Source organism: Pseudomonas sp. XS1P51, assembly GCF_054897845.1.
The window spans coordinates 2,310,070-2,328,536 of the sequence record NZ_CM142707.1; the positions used below are offsets into that span (position 1 = coordinate 2,310,070).

The 18,467-nt window shown below is 57.5% G+C and carries 16 protein-coding genes and 1 pseudogene; 4 read left to right on the forward strand and 13 right to left on the reverse strand.

Features of this window, described 5'->3' with window-relative positions:
- Positions 1–20: 20 nt before the first annotated feature.
- Genes ACYZUD_RS10545 through ACYZUD_RS10555 form a run of 3 tightly spaced genes read right to left on the reverse strand, consistent with a single transcriptional unit; the run spans position 21 to position 5,184 of the window.
- Positions 21–2,711: a response regulator gene (locus ACYZUD_RS10545; protein ID WP_462023938.1), complete on the reverse strand. Its 2,691-nt coding sequence runs from the start codon at positions 2,709–2,711 to the stop codon at positions 21–23.
- Positions 2,711–4,900 (reverse strand): EAL domain-containing response regulator, encoded by a 2,190-nt coding sequence (locus tag ACYZUD_RS10550; protein ID WP_462023939.1) that lies wholly within the window; start codon positions 4,898–4,900, stop codon positions 2,711–2,713. Before ACYZUD_RS10550 ends, ACYZUD_RS10545 begins: the two co-directional genes overlap by 1 nt.
- On the reverse strand, positions 4,897–5,184 hold the full coding sequence (locus ACYZUD_RS10555) for a hypothetical protein (protein ID WP_462023940.1): 288 nt from the start codon (positions 5,182–5,184) through the stop codon (positions 4,897–4,899). Before ACYZUD_RS10555 ends, ACYZUD_RS10550 begins: the two co-directional genes overlap by 4 nt.
- 432 nt (positions 5,185–5,616) lie before the next feature.
- Here ACYZUD_RS10555 and ACYZUD_RS10560 point away from each other — a divergent pair, with 432 nt between their 5' ends.
- Genes ACYZUD_RS10560 through ACYZUD_RS10575 form a run of 4 tightly spaced genes read left to right on the forward strand, consistent with a single transcriptional unit; the run spans position 5,617 to position 8,687 of the window.
- Positions 5,617–6,138, forward strand: coding sequence for a putative pterin-binding protein (locus ACYZUD_RS10560; protein WP_462023941.1), 522 nt, complete (start codon positions 5,617–5,619; stop codon positions 6,136–6,138).
- Positions 6,119–7,711: a sensor domain-containing diguanylate cyclase gene (locus ACYZUD_RS10565; RefSeq protein ID WP_462023942.1), complete on the forward strand. Its 1,593-nt coding sequence runs from the start codon at positions 6,119–6,121 to the stop codon at positions 7,709–7,711. Before ACYZUD_RS10560 ends, ACYZUD_RS10565 begins: the two co-directional genes overlap by 20 nt.
- Before the next feature lie 9 nt (positions 7,712–7,720).
- Positions 7,721–8,083 carry a response regulator gene (locus ACYZUD_RS10570; protein WP_462023943.1) on the forward strand — a complete coding sequence of 121 codons (363 nt, stop codon included), beginning with the start codon at positions 7,721–7,723 and terminating at the stop codon, positions 8,081–8,083.
- A gap of 1 nt (position 8,084) precedes the next feature.
- Entirely contained in the window at positions 8,085–8,687 is a 603-nt protein-coding gene (locus ACYZUD_RS10575; protein ID WP_462023944.1) for a chemotaxis protein CheC, read from the forward strand.
- A gap of 114 nt (positions 8,688–8,801) precedes the next feature.
- Here the strand turns inward: ACYZUD_RS10575 and ACYZUD_RS10580 are convergent, their stop codons facing one another.
- The 10 genes and pseudogenes from ACYZUD_RS10580 to ACYZUD_RS10625 form a co-directional block, all read right to left on the reverse strand.
- Positions 8,802–10,061: an EAL domain-containing response regulator gene (locus ACYZUD_RS10580; RefSeq protein ID WP_462023945.1), complete on the reverse strand. Its 1,260-nt coding sequence runs from the start codon at positions 10,059–10,061 to the stop codon at positions 8,802–8,804.
- 17 nt (positions 10,062–10,078) lie between these two features.
- Positions 10,079–11,134 (reverse strand): protein-glutamate methylesterase/protein-glutamine glutaminase, encoded by a 1,056-nt coding sequence (locus tag ACYZUD_RS10585; protein ID WP_462023946.1) that lies wholly within the window; start codon positions 11,132–11,134, stop codon positions 10,079–10,081.
- The gene (locus tag ACYZUD_RS10590; protein WP_462023947.1) at positions 11,131–11,628 is read right to left on the reverse strand and encodes a chemotaxis protein CheD; all 498 of its coding nucleotides are present in this window, start codon (positions 11,626–11,628) and stop codon (positions 11,131–11,133) included. The genes ACYZUD_RS10585 and ACYZUD_RS10590 overlap by 4 nt, the downstream gene beginning before the upstream one ends.
- Positions 11,625–12,461 (reverse strand): CheR family methyltransferase, encoded by an 837-nt coding sequence (locus tag ACYZUD_RS10595; RefSeq protein WP_462023948.1) that lies wholly within the window; start codon positions 12,459–12,461, stop codon positions 11,625–11,627. Before ACYZUD_RS10595 ends, ACYZUD_RS10590 begins: the two co-directional genes overlap by 4 nt.
- Positions 12,462–12,471: 10 nt before the next feature.
- Entirely contained in the window at positions 12,472–13,002 is a 531-nt protein-coding gene (locus tag ACYZUD_RS10600; protein ID WP_462023949.1) for a chemotaxis protein CheW, read from the reverse strand.
- A gap of 12 nt (positions 13,003–13,014) precedes the next feature.
- Positions 13,015–14,643 (reverse strand): methyl-accepting chemotaxis protein, encoded by a 1,629-nt coding sequence (locus ACYZUD_RS10605; protein ID WP_462023950.1) that lies wholly within the window; start codon positions 14,641–14,643, stop codon positions 13,015–13,017.
- A 34-nt stretch (positions 14,644–14,677) separates the two neighbouring features.
- Complete coding sequence (locus ACYZUD_RS10610) at positions 14,678–16,876, reverse strand: chemotaxis protein CheA (RefSeq protein WP_462023951.1); 2,199 nt, start codon at positions 16,874–16,876, stop codon at positions 14,678–14,680.
- Complete coding sequence (locus ACYZUD_RS10615; RefSeq protein WP_462023952.1) at positions 16,873–17,211, reverse strand: STAS domain-containing protein; 339 nt, start codon at positions 17,209–17,211, stop codon at positions 16,873–16,875. The genes ACYZUD_RS10610 and ACYZUD_RS10615 overlap by 4 nt, the downstream gene beginning before the upstream one ends.
- A gap of 13 nt (positions 17,212–17,224) precedes the next feature.
- The gene (locus tag ACYZUD_RS10620; protein ID WP_462023953.1) at positions 17,225–17,593 is read right to left on the reverse strand and encodes a response regulator; all 369 of its coding nucleotides are present in this window, start codon (positions 17,591–17,593) and stop codon (positions 17,225–17,227) included.
- A gap of 32 nt (positions 17,594–17,625) precedes the next feature.
- A pseudogene (locus tag ACYZUD_RS10625) lies at positions 17,626–18,198 on the reverse strand (methyl-accepting chemotaxis protein); the annotation flags it as partial.
- Between the last annotated feature and the right edge of the window lie 269 nt (positions 18,199–18,467).

Here is an 18,467-nt window from a genome sequence, read left to right on the forward strand (position 1 = left end):
ACACTCGTCTCAACAGTCAATCAGCTCGCCAGCCCTCCAACGATCTTCTTCGCCTCTGCAATGGTTTCGGCCAAGTCGGCTTCAAACCGGGACAGCAATGGCGGGAAGTGTTCCAACTGCCGCGCATCCAACGCAAATTGCAGCTCCATTGCCGTCTGCGCCAGGGTTTGCGCACCGACAGTGCCGGCCACCGATTTCATTGTGTGAGCGATGCGGGCCGCCTCGATATAGCTCTGTTGTTCCAGCAAGGTTTCGAGCTTTACGCTTTCCCCTGCGCGTAACTCGATGAATGTTCTCAACAGCTTTTCATAGAAGTCTTTCTTGCCGTAGCAGTACTTCAGGCCCTTGCTGTAGGAGATGCAACTGGCCGGTGAATTGTCCGATGGGGTGGCTGGCAACTCGTCGTCGATCTCATCCGCGACGACTGAAGTGCTCGGCAACCAGCGAGCAATCACGTCGAATAAATGCTCGGGATCAACGGGCTTGCTGATGAAGTCATTCATGCCAGCGGCGATACACGCATCACGATCGGTGGCCGAGGCATGTGCGGTCATGGCAATGATGGGCAGTTGTGCATAGAGCGGATTGCTGCGTATGCGTCGAGCCGTCTCATAACCGTCCATGACCGGCATCTGGATATCCATCAGCACCACATCGAAGTGTTCGGCAAAGACCAGATCCACGGCTTGTTGGCCATTGTCCGCCAGCGTCACGTGCATGTGAGCGATATCAGCCAGCAGCTCAAGGGCCACTTGTTGATTGAAGTCCGTGTCCTCCACCAACAACACACGTTGACCGGCCAGGCGAGAAGACGTCCGGATGCGGTCCTGATGGAGCATTACGCTGGGGGCCAGGCTGGTAGGCTGACCGAAAATCCCGTTGATGCCATCGAACAGCGTCGCTAGCGTCAGTGGCTTGATCAGGAAACCGTCAAAGTTGTACTGGGTGACGCGCTGTCGCACCTCATCGGAGGAATAGGCGGTCATCAGCGCGATCTTGGGTTGCTTGGTCAGCGCTGTGCTGCGGCGGATGAAATGCGCCAGTTTGAATCCATCAATACCCGGCATCATCCAATCGACCAGGACCAGGTCGAAGGGGTTAAGCGTCTCGGCCTCCAACGCCGCCAGCCCCTCGGCAGCCGACTCGACACCCACCCCGATGCACCCTAGCGTCGGCAGCAGCTCCAGGCATATCTGCCGTGCACTGGCACTGTCGTCCACCACCAGCACATGAATACGCCGCATCGCCGGTGCCTGTTCATAAGCGATGCGCTCTACCTGGTGACCTATCGCAAAGGGCACGGTGAAGTAAAATTCGCATCCCGGCTTGCGATCGGGGGTGATGCCGATCTCCCCTCCCATCAGTTCCACCAACTGCTTGCTGATGGCCAAACCCAACCCGGTCCCACCGAATCTGCGGGTGATGGACGTGTCTGCCTGGGTAAAAGGACGAAACAGGCCCGCAGCACTTTCGGCGGACAGGCCGATACCATTATCCCGAACGACAAAACGCAAGCAGGCGCTCTCGCCGGTTTGCGATTGCGCGACGATGCCGAGCATCACATTGCCGCCGGCCGGCGTGAACTTTATGGCGTTGCCGCACAGATTCAACAATACCTGGGTCAGGCGAGTGGGATCGCCGATCAGTGCATCTGGCACCGCCTCGTTCAGATCGACGCGAAAGCGCACCCCTTTCTCTTGTGCTTTGACCCCGACGATCGTGGCAACGCTTTCGATCACCTCCAAGAGACAGAACTGCCGAAGTTCAAGGTCCAGCTTTCCAGCCTCGATTTTGGAGAAGTCCAGGATGTCGTTGATGGTGCCCAGCAGGGCATCTGCAGCGGTGCGGATTTTGGCCAGATAGTCACGCTGCTTCGGTGTCAATTCCGTATTGAGTGCCAGGTGGCTCATGCCAACGATGGCGTTCATGGGCGTGCGGATTTCATGGCTCATATTGGCCAGAAATTCACCTTTGCTGCGATTCGCCAGCTCGGCCACCAGCCGCGCCTCTTCATGGCTACGCTGTAGCTCTACGTGATGTTTGATATTGCGAGAAATCGTTATCGCCATTTGCCGCAGCACCAACGCCACGACCAACACCAACACCCCCAAAGCGATCAATCCCAGGCCGAGCAACGAATTCTGCACCGTTGCGTGAGCCTCTTTCTCCATTGTCTGCTGGTAGTTCCTCAGCTCGAAAACCAATCGATCCACGGCGGCACGGTTGAGCTCATAGTATTGGCTCAAGCGAGCGTAGGAGGCCCTGAGTTGCGGTTGGTCATTGGCGCTCAGCGCCGGCGTCAAGGTGGACTCGACCTCTTTGAAAAAGGCATCGGCGGGGGCGAAAACGTCCTCGTTGATCAAACGCTTGAGTTCAACGGGCAAGTGACTGCGCTGCCAGTACTCCTGGCGTTGATAGAACAGAATCCGCTGGTGTTCCAGGCGCAGTTGTAATGGCCAACGCTCCTCGCTCTTGGCGCTCAGGATCCGATGGGTCAGGAGAAAGCTCTCCACGATGTATTGCGGTGGAGGCAGGATGTCGCCCTCGAGGTTCTTTCCGGCAATGATGCGCTCATACAGATCGCCGCTGATCATCACCGTCGTTACGGTGCGATATGACCACAGTGCCAACACCATCAACGCCAGCGTCACACCCGCCAGCAACAGGGTGAATTGCGCCTTGAGCGGCAGCTCTTTAGTCACTGGTTTCATCACTCCTCCCCTTGCACTGCTTGCTGCTGCCGCGCATGGGCAACACCGATGAAATCAATGAACGCTGCACAGTCCAGTGGTTTGGAGTACCAGTACCCCTGCAACAAGTCACAGCCCTGTGCGGCGAGGAAATTGCGCTGGGCGACCGTTTCCACGCCTTCGGCGACCACCCTCAGACCCAGGCTCTTGGCCAGTTTGATGACGGCCGAGACAAGCGCGGAATCGTTGGCATTGCCGGGAATGTGCTTGACGAACGAACGATCGATTTTCAGTTTCTCGACCGGAAAGGCCATCAGGTAGGACAACGACGAATAGCCGGTGCCGAAGTCGTCGATGGCAATGGAAAAATCGTGACTGGCGAGTTGATGCAGGGCGACAGCCGCCGCGTCGGCATCTGCCATTGCCGTGGTTTCGGTGATTTCCAGTTCAATACTGGTGGCCGGCACGCCCTCTTCGGCCACGATCCGGGCAATTTCATCCGCCAGGCTGGCTTGCTGGAATTGTCGGGGCGACAGGTTTATGGACATGCTCAAGGGGCTGCTGGAGACCGCGTTGAAAATTCTGAGGTGTCGGCAAGCCTCACGGATCACCCAATAGCCGATTTCAACTATTTGTCCCGACTCTTCCGCCATGGGGATAAAGCGGTCCGGCGCCACCATGCCATGCACTGGATGACACCAACGAATCAAGGCTTCGGCACCAATCAGGTTCGCGCTGTCGAGCGCCATTTGCGGCTGGAAGTGCATGACGAACTCCTGCCGCTTGAGTGCATAACGCAGGTCATACTGCAGCGCCAGATCCTGCTGCGTGTGCAGATCCAGTTCGGCGGAATAACAATGGAACTGGCCACGGCCAGCCGCTTTTGCGCGGTACATGGCAGCATCGGCACGCTTGGACAATTCGGAGACATCGCAACCATCATCGGGGTAGATGGCCACACCAATGCTTGCGCCGCTGTGCACGGTTTCACCGTCGATAATGAACGGACGATTCAAGCGCTTTACCAATTTGTCCGCCACATGCGCCGCCAAATGCACATCGCGAATATCACGCAACACCAACATGAATTCATCACCGCCCAGGCGGGCGATAATGTCCCCCTCGCGCACTTCATTGCGTAACACTTCGGCCACATTGACCAGCAACCGGTCACCCGCATCGTGGCCCAGCGAATCATTGATGCTCTTGAATTTATCCAGATCAATGAACATCACCGCCAACCGCTGGCCGTAACGTTTGGCGACGGAGATTTCCTGACTGAGCCGCTCGCGGAACATGGTCCGGTTCGCGAGTCCCGTCAGCGCGTCGTGATAGGCCAACTGGTGCAGTTGCTCCTGGGTGTGCTTGAGCGCACTAATGTCCGAGAAGACCCCTGCATAGTGTTTCAGTACACCGCTTTCGAGATCCGTGATGACGTTGAGCTCCAACCACTTGGGGAACATTTCGCCATTGCTGCGACGATCCCAGAACTCACCCGCCCAATGCCCGCGTTCGCGCAAAGCACGCCAGATCTGTGCTTCATCGCTGCCTTCGGTATCAATGTTCAGCTCACTGGGCCGCAGACCGATGACATCGTTGCGGTTATAGCCCAGCGTCCTGCAATACGCTGGATTGACTTCCAGGAGCCGGGCTCCCGTGTCAGTGATGTACATGCACTCGCCTGTGGTTTCAAAAATATGCTGGTAGATATGCAGGCGCTCTTCCGCGAGACGGCGCGTATTGACCTCTGATTGCAATTCTTGCGTTCGCTCTTTCACCCGTACTTCCATGTGGGCACGCTCGGCCTCCAGAAGCTTGCGCGATTGCATCAGGCCGACGTGGGTGCCAACCCTGGCCAGAACTTCTTCTGGCTGGTAAGGCTTGGAGATAAAGTCCACGGCACCCAGGCGAAATCCCTGCACCTGATCCTCTGTAGCATCTTGCACAGAGATGAACACGACCGGCGTCTTGATGTTGCCGTGCGCCTTCAAGCGACGGCACACCTCGAAACCGTCCATGCCCGGCATGCGGATATCCAGCAGGATCAAATCCGGCGGTCGTGCCAGCGCCTCGAACAACGCCCGTTCGCCGTTATCCACCTGACACACCTTATAACCGGCATCGGACAACAGATCGGCAAGCAACTGACGCGACTCGGGCGCATCGTCGACGACCAGAATTTCCCCCTGGACGGGCAGACCTCGCCTCATCGACGAAAGCCTGCTGCTGTTGAAATATCTACATTGCCAATAAGAATGCTGAAAACTTGAAGACGTTGGCCTTTGAATTTCTGGCCGACGGTTTTTGTATTGATAAGAACGAGTCGGGGCAGGACGCCCGAACCTTGATACCGCTCGCCAGCACGTAAATTGTTGGAATAGTGATATTCACTAGCCGGTTTCGTAATAGCAAAAGAGCAGGCCAACCTTGTGAAAGGTTCTGCTATGGCAAACTGCAGGCACTGAATAGCTCTAGAGATGCTGGCAGCATTCATGTGGTTAGTTCCCGCATATATTTTCTGATTTTTTTAAACGGCATCCTCGCAGCTGATCCATAGCGCGAAGGCATCACTTTCCAGGCCGGTGTCAGGTACTGACATGGCAGTATCCAGGGACCATCGGCTTACAAAAATGAGCCACGTAGCGTCCATGCATAGTGCCGCTCCAGACGACTGGAGGTCAATTCCAGGCCCCCTCGTATTTACTCCTCCAACAGCAGCAATTACCTGCCATCAACTGCGTATTTATCCCTATACAAAAGCCATGGGATACGTCTTAACATCCGCCAACGCTCATTTCCCTGTCCATCCGTAAACAACTGTGGAACAGGCCTGTCAGGGACATGAGGCATTCCGATTGAAAACATTCGCTACCGATATGCGGAAGTGCCTTCCTGCACGATTCCCTCAGGCCAACGAGACCGCAGAATGAAAAGCCGCCTGTATTGCTACTGCTCATTCCTGCTTATCGTTTTCTATCTTCTTTCACCGATACTCCTGGCTCGAGCAGAAGATGACATTCAACAGAAAATCGCATTGAAGCTAAGTTGGCGGGATGATCAAGGCAAACCTGTAGACAAGGCGTTCTCGCTGTCAGACCTGGAACTCATGGCACAAACGGCGATCATGCTGGAGTTGCCAGAGTCATTGGGAGTGGCCGGAGAACATACCTGGCAAGGCGTTCCCCTCCGCAGCCTCATCGCGCTCAGTGGTCGTCGCGCTGACTCCGTGACGGTTTCGGCCCTCAACGGCTATTCAGTCATTGTTCCAGGCAAGGATATTGAGCGCTTTAACCCGACGCTGGCTTATCGACGCGATGGGGTGCTGATGAGCGTGCGGGAAAAAGGGCCGTTCATGCTGATCTATCCCTTTAACAGGTTCTCCGAGCTCAATTGGCAGATTTACGTGAATCGTCAGGTGTGGCAAGTCAATGAAATCACCCTCCAGTAAGCGGGGTGCCCACGCCCAACAGGCCGTAAACGCCCACAAGAGCTGGCTCGCCGAGATTCTCCTTGTCGTCACCATCCTGATGGCTTGCGCAGCCTTGCTGGCGCTGCGCATCACCCAGGAGGAAATGACATCGCTCTCCACCCCCAACCAACACAATGATCTCTGGCTCATCGTTAACATCTCCCGAGAGCTGCAAAGGCTGGAATATGTAGCGCGTCATTGTCTCGTCGAGGCTGATCCGGTCGCTGACTTCGAAGAACTGTCCATTCGCCTTGACGTCTTGCAGAGCCTGCTCGGCCCTGATCAGAATGCTCCGAAAACGTCGACCCGAATCATCTCCGCGCAGCCTGCGGCACAACAGACACTGGCCAGCCTCAGCGAGCGGGTCGAGATATGGAGTCAGCAACTCAACACTCCCGCTAACGCTCGCACAGTCCCCTTACAGATCACTGCGCAGGCAGAGTCTCTGGCAGAGCAAATCAGCCAAGTGGCAGTGGGAGTACACCTGGGCACGTCGCAGATACTCGACAAAGAGCGGTTAGCCCTTTATTGGCGCTTCTCGTTGATCAACTGGATATTACTGGCCTTGTTGTGCGGAATGACTGTCCTGGCGATCAAGCTGATCAAGGGCCGATACCTGCTCAAACGTCTTTCAAGCCATCTCGGCTCCCTCAACATCCGACTGGAAAAACGTGTAGCGCGTCGCACGCGGCAGTTGGCCGAGACCAAATCCCTGCTGATCTTCATCCTCGACGCCAGCCCCAGTGAAGTCACCCTGGCCAATGCCGAAACCGGAGAGGTGTACTTCATCAACCAGCGCCTTCTGGAGCGGCTCGGCCAGGGTCCGGATGTCAATAAACTGTTCATTCCCGAGTTACTGGTGGATGAAAAAGAACGCAGCCGGTTCATGAATGAACTGGACCAATACGGTCGCGTGGACAATTGGGAAGCGCTGATCGCCCCCGACAGTCCGTACTGGAGTTCACTGTCGGTCAAGTTGGTTGAAATCGAAGGAAAGCTTTCCCATCTGCTGTGGGGCTATGACGTTTCAAAGCACAAGAAATTGCTCTCGACCCTTGAGATACAGGCAAGCACCGACCCCATGACCGGCCTCTACAATCGACGCGCCTTTTATGAGCGCAGCCGGCAGGCCCTGGAAGGCTCCAAACGCTATAAGCACCCCTACTCCGTTCTGATGGTCGACATTGATCACTTCAAACGGGTCAATGACAACCACGGACACGCCATGGGTGACGAAGCCTTGCGCTGGATCAGTCGCACCCTGCGCGGCGAACTGCGCGATGTCGACATCATTGGACGTTTGGGTGGGGAAGAGTTTGCCGTAGTCCTGCCCTACACCGATCGGCAACAAGCCCTGGACACCGCCGAGCGTCTGCGCAACACCATCGCCGAAACGGCGATGACCTTTAATGAGGTCAGCCTCAACCTCACCATTTCCGTTGGCCTCGCCTGCCTGACACAGGAAGTCAATAGTCTTGAAAACCTGCTTGATATCGCGGACAAGGCGCTCTATCAGGCCAAAAAAACCGGGCGCAACCGTGTTTATGTCTGAGAGGACACCATGACCAAAAGCTTTCTGATCGTTGATGACAGTCTGATTTCCCGCATGATGACCAAGAACATCGTTATCAAGCTACGTCCCGACTGGGTGATTTTCGAGGCAGCGACCGGCGCGGAGGCCATATCGCTCTGTCAGGCCCACCCGATCGATTTGATCTCAATGGATTTCAATATGCCCGGTATCACCGGTATCGAGGCCGCAACGGAAATTCTCAAGGGACGGCCGAGCACCAGGATCGCCATAATGACCGCCAACATACAGAACGCCATTCAGGCCAAAATACTTGAGTCCGGCCTGACGTTTGTCGCCAAACCCTTCACCGACAGCAAGGGCCCTGAACTTCTCAAAGCCTTGGGTGAATGACATGCAAATGCTATCGAGCATGCAGAAAGACACCCTGTGCGAACTGTTCAATATCAGCATCGGGCAATCCGCCGCGGCCCTGGGTGACATGCTGAACGATGAAGTGCTGCTCTCGGTGCCGGAAGTCCGCTTTGTCACGGTCAACGAAGTGACCGATCACCTGGGCAAGGCCAGCGCCACGATGTACTGCATACGCCAGCCCTTCAAGGGAACGTTCAACGGTAATGCCTTGCTGATCTTCCCTGAAGAAAAGAGCCTGGCGCTGGTGCAGGCCTTGGTGGGCGACCTGCTGTCCGGCAGCGAACTGGCCGAAGTGCAGAGTGACGCACTGCGGGAAGTCGGCAATATCGTCCTCAACTCGTGTATTTCCTCGTTGGCGCAAATGCTCGAAACGTCTTTTGAATGTGGCCTGGCCACAGTAGACAGTGGCGATACCCGCAAGATACTCGGCACACGCGTGCAGAACCACGTGGTCATGCTGATCCAGATCCGCTTCGCATTGAAACAGCAGAATATCGAGGGCTTCGTGGTCTTCGTGATGAACACCACCTCCTACGATGAACTCTTGCATGGAGTGGATGGCTTTATCGCGCGCATCAGCTGAGTCCCGGCCGAGGCGCGCCTCTGCGGATTCCGGGCAGCGTCTCAGTTGAAGCAAAGGCGTGATAGCCCGGGCACCGGTAGGTTGTTCAATGCCTCGGGCAGCTTCCCGTTTGCCTCAAATACCACCGAAAATGCGCCGAAAGAAGCCTTCGGATTTCAACAGTTTTTGCACTCGCTGCTGATTGGCACTCCACCACAGCAGCAAGGCTTCGCCGGGCATGGGTTTCGCGATGAAGTAGCCTTGCGCTTCATCACACCCCAACTCGCGAAGCAGTGCCCAGTCTTTCTGGGTTTCCACCCCTTCAGCGACGACCTTGAGCCTGAGACGGCGGGCAATGTCCAGGGCACTTTCCAGCAAAATCCGCAAATGCACACTTTCGCTCGCGCCATTGACGAACGCGCGGTCTACCTTCAACTCCGAGCAGGGAACCCGCGACAACTGCAACATGCAGGAGAAGCCCGTACCGTAATCATCCACAGACAGACCGAAGCCCTTCAGACGCAAACGCGCCAGCGTTCCCTGGGTAATCGCCAGGTCCGTCATCAGCGCGCTTTCGGTGATCTCCAGCATCAAAAAGTGCGGGGCAATACCGCTGGCCGCCACCCGTTCGATAATGGCGTCTGCCAGTTTCGAGTCCGCCAGCGAACGAGCGGACAAGTTGATCGAGACGCTGATCAGCGTCCCTGCGGCGTGCCATTTTTGGCACTGGCGCAACGACAGATCGAGCATCAGCATGGTGATCGCTGACATGTTGTCGCTACGCTCGACAACATCGAGAAAGTGCCCGGGAAGCAGCAAACCGTGCTCGGGATGTTGCCAGCGAATCAGCGCTTCCACACCGTTCAGGCGGCCATCGTGCAAAGAAATCTTCGGTTGGAAATAGGCGCAAAACTGCTGCTCGCGTAAAGCGGTGACGACCTCTTGCCCGGTCAGCTCCGGCCCCTTTTCGGTCAAGGCCTGAAAGGCACCCCGCTGCTGCACGGAGGCGAAACGCCCGAGACTGGTCGCCAACTGGCTGAGTGTCACGGGTTTCTGCAACACCCCCAGGAGCTTGACGCCCAGGCTCTTACCCATGCTTTCCACAACGCTCAGCAACACACTTTCCCGTGCGCTCGCGACAATCACGGCCGGGTCCATGCCGAGCCGAACCAGCTCGTGCAGAACCTGCACTCCGTCCATGCCCGGCATTTCCAGATCAAGGATGACCACGTCGATAAAAGGATGTTGATGTAACAAGGCGATCGCTTGATGACCATCCTCGGCCTGGTGAACTTCCGTAGCGCCCAGGCGCAAACACAGATCCACGGCAAACTCACGCTGTACCCGACTGTCGTCAACGACCAGGATGCGCTTGGGAGTAATGATCGACTGCATACCCGAATCCCCTTATCTCATTGCCAACTCATCAACAGCGCAGAAATGGCATCGAGCGCGATGGTCTGCTCAGCCCCTCCCAGCTTGATGGCTTCTTTAGGCATGCCGAACACCACGCAGCTTTCCTCGTCTTGCGCATACGTACGGGCCTTTGCGTCGAACAGCTCTTTCAGGCCACGAGCCCCGTCGCCGCCCATGCCGGTCATGATCACCCCCAGCACATTACTGCCGCCCTGCAGCGCAGCAGAGCGGAACAGTACGTCCACCGAAGGCCGGTGCCGGCTGACCAACGGACCGTCCTTGACCTCTACGTAATACTGCGTGCCACTGCGCTTGATCAGCATGTGCCGCCCGCCCGGCGCAATCAGTGCCAGGCCTGGCAACAGCCGATCACCGTCGCATGCTTCACGGACTTCAATGGCGCAGAGCGCGTTCAAGCGCTCGGCGAAACTACGGGTAAAACGCTCCGGCATGTGCTGCACAATGGCGATCCCCGGACACGTGACACCCAGTTCTCGCAACACGACTTCCAATGCCTGGGTTCCCCCCGTGGACGTCCCGAGCACCGCAATTTTTTGCGTTGTGCGCATACTCTGAGGCGCACTGGGGGCATCGGCGGTAACGCTCGCTGACAGCTTGAAGTCGCGGCTCGTTGCTGACTGGCCTTGACGTGGGCGTGCCTGCGCTGCAGCACGAATGGCCGTCACCAGTTCATGTGCACTTTGCTGCAGAAAATCGCGCAAGCCCATGGTCGGCTTGGCCATGACTTCGACCGCACCGGCAGCCAATGCCTGGAGCGTCACATCGGCGTCCTTTTCGGTCAGTGTCGAACAGATCACCACGGGCGTCGGCCGGCTGGCCATGATCTGACGAAGAAAGGTGATGCCGTCCATGCGCGGCATCTCCACGTCCAGCAGAATCACGTCCGGCCAGTTGCCCTGCATTTTCTGCAAGGCAACCAGCGGGTCCATTGCGGTGCCGATGACCTCGATATCTTTATGGCCGGACAACAGCTCCTGCATCACCTGACGCATGACCGCAGAGTCATCGACAATCATTACCTTGATGCTCATAGCGCCCTCTTGCCCCAACTGCCGGGCAATGCCAACGGTGCCCCATGCCGAACCCAGACATCCCCGTTGGAGAGATCAAATCTGAGGTAACGATGACCCCGTCCACCCAGGTCACAGCTGACGACCGCAACCCCTTCGGCACGCAGACAATCCTTGGCGAAACGGATGTTGCGCAGGCCCACGCCATGATGCCCATTGGTCCCGACCAAGGCCTGCGCGCCGCCGAACAACTTGGCTTCGCAATCACGGATATCCAGACCGTTTGCTCTCGCCTGACGCTTCAACCAGAGCAGAGCCTCTTCGCCATAACGGCCATCCAGGGACTGCAGGGCATCACGCAAGCGGGTTGGCAACATGAAATGGCATAACCCGCCCAGTTTCTGCTGTGAATGCCAGAGCGTAATCGTGACGCAGGAACCCAACACGGTTTCGACCTGACAGTCTCCGCCGCCAAAGAACCAGCCGCCTGGCTTGATGAACAGTTTTTCGCTCATGCGCAAACCTTGCGATAAACCGAGGGTGTTATCAGTTCCAATGGCAAGCGGGTGTCATGCAGGGACTCGGAATGGCCGACCATCAGCCAACCGCCCGGCTTCAACCGCTCCAGCACGTTACGCAGCACCAGCAACTTGGTCGGCGGATCGAAATAAATCAGAACATTACGCAGCAGAATCACGTCAAACAAACCCAGGTTGTTTTCCTGCTGCGTGAGATTTCCAGGAAGAAACTCGACACGTGCACGCAGTGACGACTCGACCAGGAAATACCCCGCGTAACGCCCATGACCTCGCAGACAATAGCGCTTGAGATAATGAGGCGGTATGCGCTCGCCGCGACTCATCGGGTACAACCCGCGCTGAGCGTTGATCAGCACTTGGCGGCTGATATCGGAGGCCGTAATCGACCATGGTTTTGGCGAGCGGAAGCTGTCCAGAATCATCGCCAGGGTATAGGCCTCTTCCCCCGTCGAACTGGCGGCACTCCAGACCCGTAACTCGGGACGGGTATGCAGGCTGGGAATGACTTTGGTTTGCAGCAGCTCAAAATGCTTGGGCTCTCGAAAGAAATAGGTTTCGTGGGTGGTGATCAGGTCGATGGCCGTTTCTCGCTCCTCCCCTCCGACCTTCGACACCAGCAGGTTGTAATACGCGCGATAGCTGTCCAGCCCCAATGCGGTCAATCGTTTCGCCAGCCGCCCACACAGCAATGGCTTTTTTACGGCGGTCAACTGGAGCCCGATCTGTTCATGAAAAAACCGCTGGAACAGACCGAACTCCTGATCGCTAATGGTCGATATCAACGTCGTACCCGCATTTTCGACTGCCATGGGCATGCCCCTATTTTTCGATCGAGGCGATGCCGACCAATTCGCAGATTTCGTCAACCGACAGAACCTGGCGGATATCGAGCACTATCACGAACTGCTCGTTCTGATTGAGGATGCCGGCAATGAAGTCAGCACGAATGCGCGCACCGAAGGTCGGCCGCGCTTCCACCTGATTGACCTCGACGGCCAGCACCTCATTGACCGCGTCAACAATGATGCCCAGCATCACGGCTTCGTCTTCCTGTACGACCTCGACAATGACAATGCAGGTTCGCCGACCAATCGCCGTGCGTTCCCGACCGAAGCGCAGCGACAGATCAATTACCGGTACCACCGCCCCGCGCAGGTTGATCACCCCGCGCAGGAAGGCCGGCATCAACGGAATTTCGGTCAGGTAACCGAACTCGATGATTTCGCGAATATGCTCGATGGGCAGCGCGTACAGCTCTTCACCCAGTGTCAGTGTGAGGAACTGCTGAATCAACGGCGCATCTTGCGGAGCCGGTGTGCGGCTCTGACTTTGCAGGCTTAGCGATGACATGGCGACAGCCTCTTAGAATCGAGTGAACGCTGCTTCATCGACTACCTCTTCCTGCAGAGGACGCCGCATCGGGATGACCTCTGCCCGCAAGGGTTTGCGCAGAGGAGCCAAGGCTTTGGTCGCATTCTTCAAGGCTTCGTCACCGATGCGGAAGAACTGGATCATCTCTTGCAGTTGCACCGCCTGAGTGCTCATTTCTTCTGAGGTGGAGGACAGTTCTTCAGAGGCCGATGCGTTGACCTGAGTTGTCTGTGCCAACTGGCCGACCGCCAGATTGATTTGTTCAAGCCCGGTGTTTTGCTCGCGAGAGGCCGAGGTGATTTCCTGCACCAGGTCGGCAGTCCTGCGGATCGAAGGCACCATCTGATCGAGCAACTGCCCTGCCCGCTCGGCCAGGGTCACGCTATCGCTGGCCACGCCACCGATTTCCTGGGCCGCCACTTGACTGCGCTCGGCCAGCTTGCGGACCTCGGCAGCCACTACCGCGAAGCCCTTGCCATGATCACCGGCCCGCGCCGCTTCAATGGCAGCGTTGAGTGCCAGCAGGTTGGTCTGGTAAGCAATGTCATCGATGATGCTGATTTTCTGCGCAATCTGGCGCATGGCGTGGACCATCTGACCGACCGCTTCGCCACCTTCTACAGCGTCCTTGGCCGATTGGCTGGCCATGCTGTCAGTGACTTTGGCGTTCTCGGTGTTCTGGGCCACGGTGGCGGAGATCTCCTCGACCGACGCACTGGTTTCTTCGACATTGGCGGCCTGCTCGGACGCGTTCTGGCTCAGCGCTTCGGAGGATGCGGCCACCTGCTCCGAGGCGGATGCCAGGGAGTCGGCGGTCATGCGGACGTCGCTCATGATCCCGCGCAAACGTCCCACCATCAGCTGCAGGCTGTAGAGCATGCTGGTGGTATCACCGTGGCGCAGTTTCACGTCGACCGTCAGGTCGCCGGCCGCCACACGTTGCAGGGCATCCATGGCGACGGCAGGCTCCCCACCCACCTGGCGGGAGATCACACGGGTAATCAACAACCCCAGGGTCAGGGCCAGCAGAAAGCCGCCAAGCATCAGCGCAATCATGAAATTGTTGATACCGGCAACGATTTGGTCGGCTTCTGTGTTGACCTGTTCGGCGGTTGCGCTATTGACCTCAACCAGGCCGGCGACGGTTTTCAACAAGGCGTCGAACAACGGCTTGGTTTCATTGCGCAGATGGTGGGTCGCTTCAGCCAACTGGTCGGCCTGCAACAAATCAGTCACGGTTTTCGCCGAGGCCAGATAGGCGGGCATCTGCTGGTCATACTGCTCAATCAGGCGTTTTTCCGCATCCACCAGAAACGTCTGACGATAGGCCGAAAATAGCTCGTCGATCTTGCGAATCGATTCCACGTTGTGGGCCAGTTGCACGCTCGTATTGACGGGATCGTTCATTGCCACGGATACATAAGCGCGGCGGTTATGTTGAACCAGTTCGATCTCAAGCTTGTTCAGATCGCGAATCGGCACCAGTCGATCAGCGTACATGGTGGTCATCAGATTGTTGACTTTACCGATGTTGATAACGGCTGCTACACCGATGGCCAGCGAGACCAGGGCAACCACCAGAAACGTGGAGATCAGCTTTGCGCCCAATTTCAGATTCATGAACCACTGCATATTTACTCTCCGACGACTTAAATTAATTCATCACACTGCGATTGACGTCAGGTGCAACTTCCACAGCGCGGCCAGACGCATCGCCCGATAGCGCACTGGCCCGCTGGAGCAGGTTGGCGACATCCAGAATCAAGGCCACGCGGCCATCTCCCAGGATGGTCGAACCACTCAAGCCGCGACTTCTCTGAAACAACATGCCCAGCGGCTTGATCACCGCCTGAAATTCACCCACGAGTTGATCCACCACCAGTCCGGCACGGTTGGCCCCGTGTTGCAGCACCACCAGGCTTTCGCGTCCGCCAGAAGCGCCGGAAATGCTGAACAGTTCACGCAGGCGCAGGAACGGCAAGGGTTCACCGCGCAGGTTGATCAGATGATGTCGCCCCTCCTGCGGGGGAAGGTCGACACACTCGATCACCTGTTCCAGCGGCAGCACGAAGTGCTCATCGCCGACCATGACCTGGAAACCATCGATAATCGCCAGCGTCAGCGGCAAACGGATCCGCACCGTGGTGCCTCTCCCGAAATCACTGAGCACTTCCACTTCGCCGCGCAACAGTTCGATGTTGCGGCGCACCACATCCATCCCCACGCCGCGACCGGATAAGTTGGTGACCTGTTCGGCGGTGGAAAAACCGGGTTCGAAGATCAGGCGAAAGACGTCGGCATCGCTCAGAGGCTGGTCGGGTTGAACCAGACCGCGCTGCACCGCCTTGGCCAGAATGCGGTGGCGATCCAGGCCTCGGCCGTCATCGCTGACTTCGATGACGATGCTGCCGGACTCATGGTAGGCATTCAGACGCAGTGAACCGCTGGCCACCTTGCCCGTCGTCAAACGTTCTTCAGCCGTCTCGATGCCGTGATCCATGGCATTGCGCACAATGTGCATCAACGGATCGGCGAGTCTTTCCACCATCGATTTGTCGAGCTCGGTGTCGGCACCGGTCACCAGCAACTGAATGTCCTTGCCAAGCTCTTTGGAGATGTCACGCACCACCCGCGGGAACCGCTGGAACACTTCACCGATCGCTACCATGCGCAGGCTCAACGACGCATCGCGGATGCTCTCGACCAGCACGGACATCGCTTGCGCCGACTCCTCCAGCATGTCCATATCCCGTCTGAGCGCATGCAGATTGGTCGCTGCACCGGCGATAACCAGTTCGCCCACAAGGTTGATCAACTGGTCCAGCTTGCCGACCTCGACCTTGATGAACACCTGCTCGTGAGCGCGCTTGTCTTCGGCATGTTTCTGTTTGTTCAGCGCCGCGGCCATAACGGGTTGCGGAACCAATTGATCATCCAGCAGCAGGCAGCCAAGCGGCGGTGCGGGCGGGCTCTCGCCCCGTTGACGAGCCAATACGCGATCGAGCTCGGCATGCGTGAGCGCGCCGCTTTGCAGCAATATTTCGCCCAGGCGTTGCGGCGACTCGGGGAGCGCCTTGATCAGGCGCAGGTACTCTTCGATCCGACTATAGGGAGGCAGAATGCGCAACAGGCAATCATCGCGAACGAATTCGAAAACATCCTCGATCTCCTGTTTGCTGGCCATCGATTCGAACTCCAGCTCAAATCCCAGATAGCAGCTTTCCGCATCGAAATGGTGGCTGGCGGGGAGTTGATCGGTGACCGTGTGAAGATGAACGATGCGCCCCAGCTTGCCCAGGTATCGCAGGAAGGACAGCGGGTCCAGGCCGTTGCGCAGAACGTCCGGAGACAGACGCAGGGACAGGTGCCAGAGGTGACTGTTCACCGATTCACCGTGCAGATGTTCCACCGATGATTCGCGCACAAAGACCGGTTCGACTGGCGGCCCTGAATCGCTGTGCGTGCGATCCAGATACTCTTGCAGTTGCTCCAGCAAGTGGGCGCGCAGCACCGCATTCGGCTCCTGCATTTCGCTGCCCTCCTCCACTGCTGTGAGGAGGCTGCCGATGTAGTCGCCGCAGGTCAGCAGCAGCGAGAGCATCGCGCCTTCGACAAACAGCTCCCCCGTGCGCACCTGATCCAGCAGGCTCTCTGCCACGTGGGTGAAACTGACCAGTGACTCAAGACCAAACAGTCCGGCCGAGCCTTTGATGGTGTGGGCGGCACGGAAAATCGCGTTGATCCGTTCCTCCGTGAAACCCTCGTCCTCGATGGCCAGTAATGCCTCTTCCATGGCCGCCAGCAATTCACGTCCTTCTTGCACCAGAGCACCACGAGCGCTGTCCAGATTCATTGGAAACCCTCCTCTTGATTGGACGTGTCCGCCGATGTATCACCCAACTCGTCGACCAGATTGAGCAGCTCCAGCACCTCCCACACGACGGCTGAGTGCCGGACAAAACGGATGGGATTGTTCTGTCGGGCCGCCTCGGCCTTGAATACCAGCAGCAGCTGGACGCCAGCGGTGTCGAAATCCTCGACACCCTCCAGATCGATTTCCAGCGGTTGGCGGGTCTCCAGGGCTTGCAAGAGTTCCTGCAGTACCGCTGCGGCACTGTAGATATTCAGCTCACCGACAAGACTGAGGCCGTGACTTTCAGCTCGTTGAACGTGACGGATCGTCGTCATGGCTGTCGTCCCCTCAAGGCAGAATAAGTTTGGACACAGCGTCCAGCAGGACGGGTGGCTGGAACGGCTTGACCACCCAGGCACGTACGCCGGCAGCCTTGCCTTCGTTTTTCTTGGCCTCGCCCGATTCAGTGGTCAGCATGATCACGGGGGTGAACTTGTAGGCCTGGAGTTGCTTGGCCGCTTTTACAAAGGTGATGCCGTCCATGACGGGCATGTTCACGTCGGAGACGATCAGATTGATCTTGCGACCGTCCAGTTTGCCCAGCGCATCCCGGCCGTCGAACGCTTCCAGTACGCTGTAGCCGGCATTCCTGAGGGCGATACCAACGACCTGACGAAAGCTGCTGGAGTCATCGACGATCAACACTGTCTTTGCCATGAGGCTGCCCCTTGTTTTGATCTTTGCGAGGATTAGAAAAAGGTCACGGATGACTGTTCGACGGGTGCATGGGCGTCGCCACCATGGATGCGGGTCTGTTCCAGCGTGGTGTAACCGGACTCCAGCACTTGCAGCCAGACCTGGGCATCGAGCGGTTCGGCCTCGTGCAGACGCTCCAACAGGCGACGCATGTCCGTGGTGATGTGGGACGTGATCTGGCTGACTCGGTCCTGGAACTGCAAATCGACGAGGACTTCGTTCACTGTGTGCTCGACCTCGCGACTGGAGCCCTGCAACAACGTGATGCGTTGCTCCAGTTGAGCAATGCCTTGGGTCAGCTCACCCAGTACCTGATTCACGATGCCTTCAGCTTCGCGGATCTTGACTCGCTCGGTCTCGGCGACCTGGCCGGCATGCTCGATCAGCTCATGCATGGACCCACCCATGACGCGAACTTTTTCAGTGATTCGTGCACCGGTCGCACCGGACATGGTGGAGAGTTTGCGCACCTCGTCGGCAACCACCGAGAAGCCGCGTCCTGACTCACCGGCACGGGCGGCTTCGATGGCGGCGTTGAGCGCCAGGAGATTGGTTTGCGAGGCGATTTTGGCGACATCTTCGGCCATGCCGAACAGCTCATCGACGAACAGGCCCAGCGTGCGGACCTCCGTCAGAAAGTGCTCGCGCTCGGCGCGGGTGGCGTCCAGAGCAGTGACGGCTTTCGGCAACTCGAGTTGCGCACTTCGGATAACCTCGAAAACGCTGTGGTGGCTGTTGTCGTCAGAGCTCAATGAAATGGTTTCACCCACTTGGCGGCTCATGGCGACGAACTTTTCGGTCAGCCCGCCAGCGGCGTTTTCCGTCTGTGTCCGAG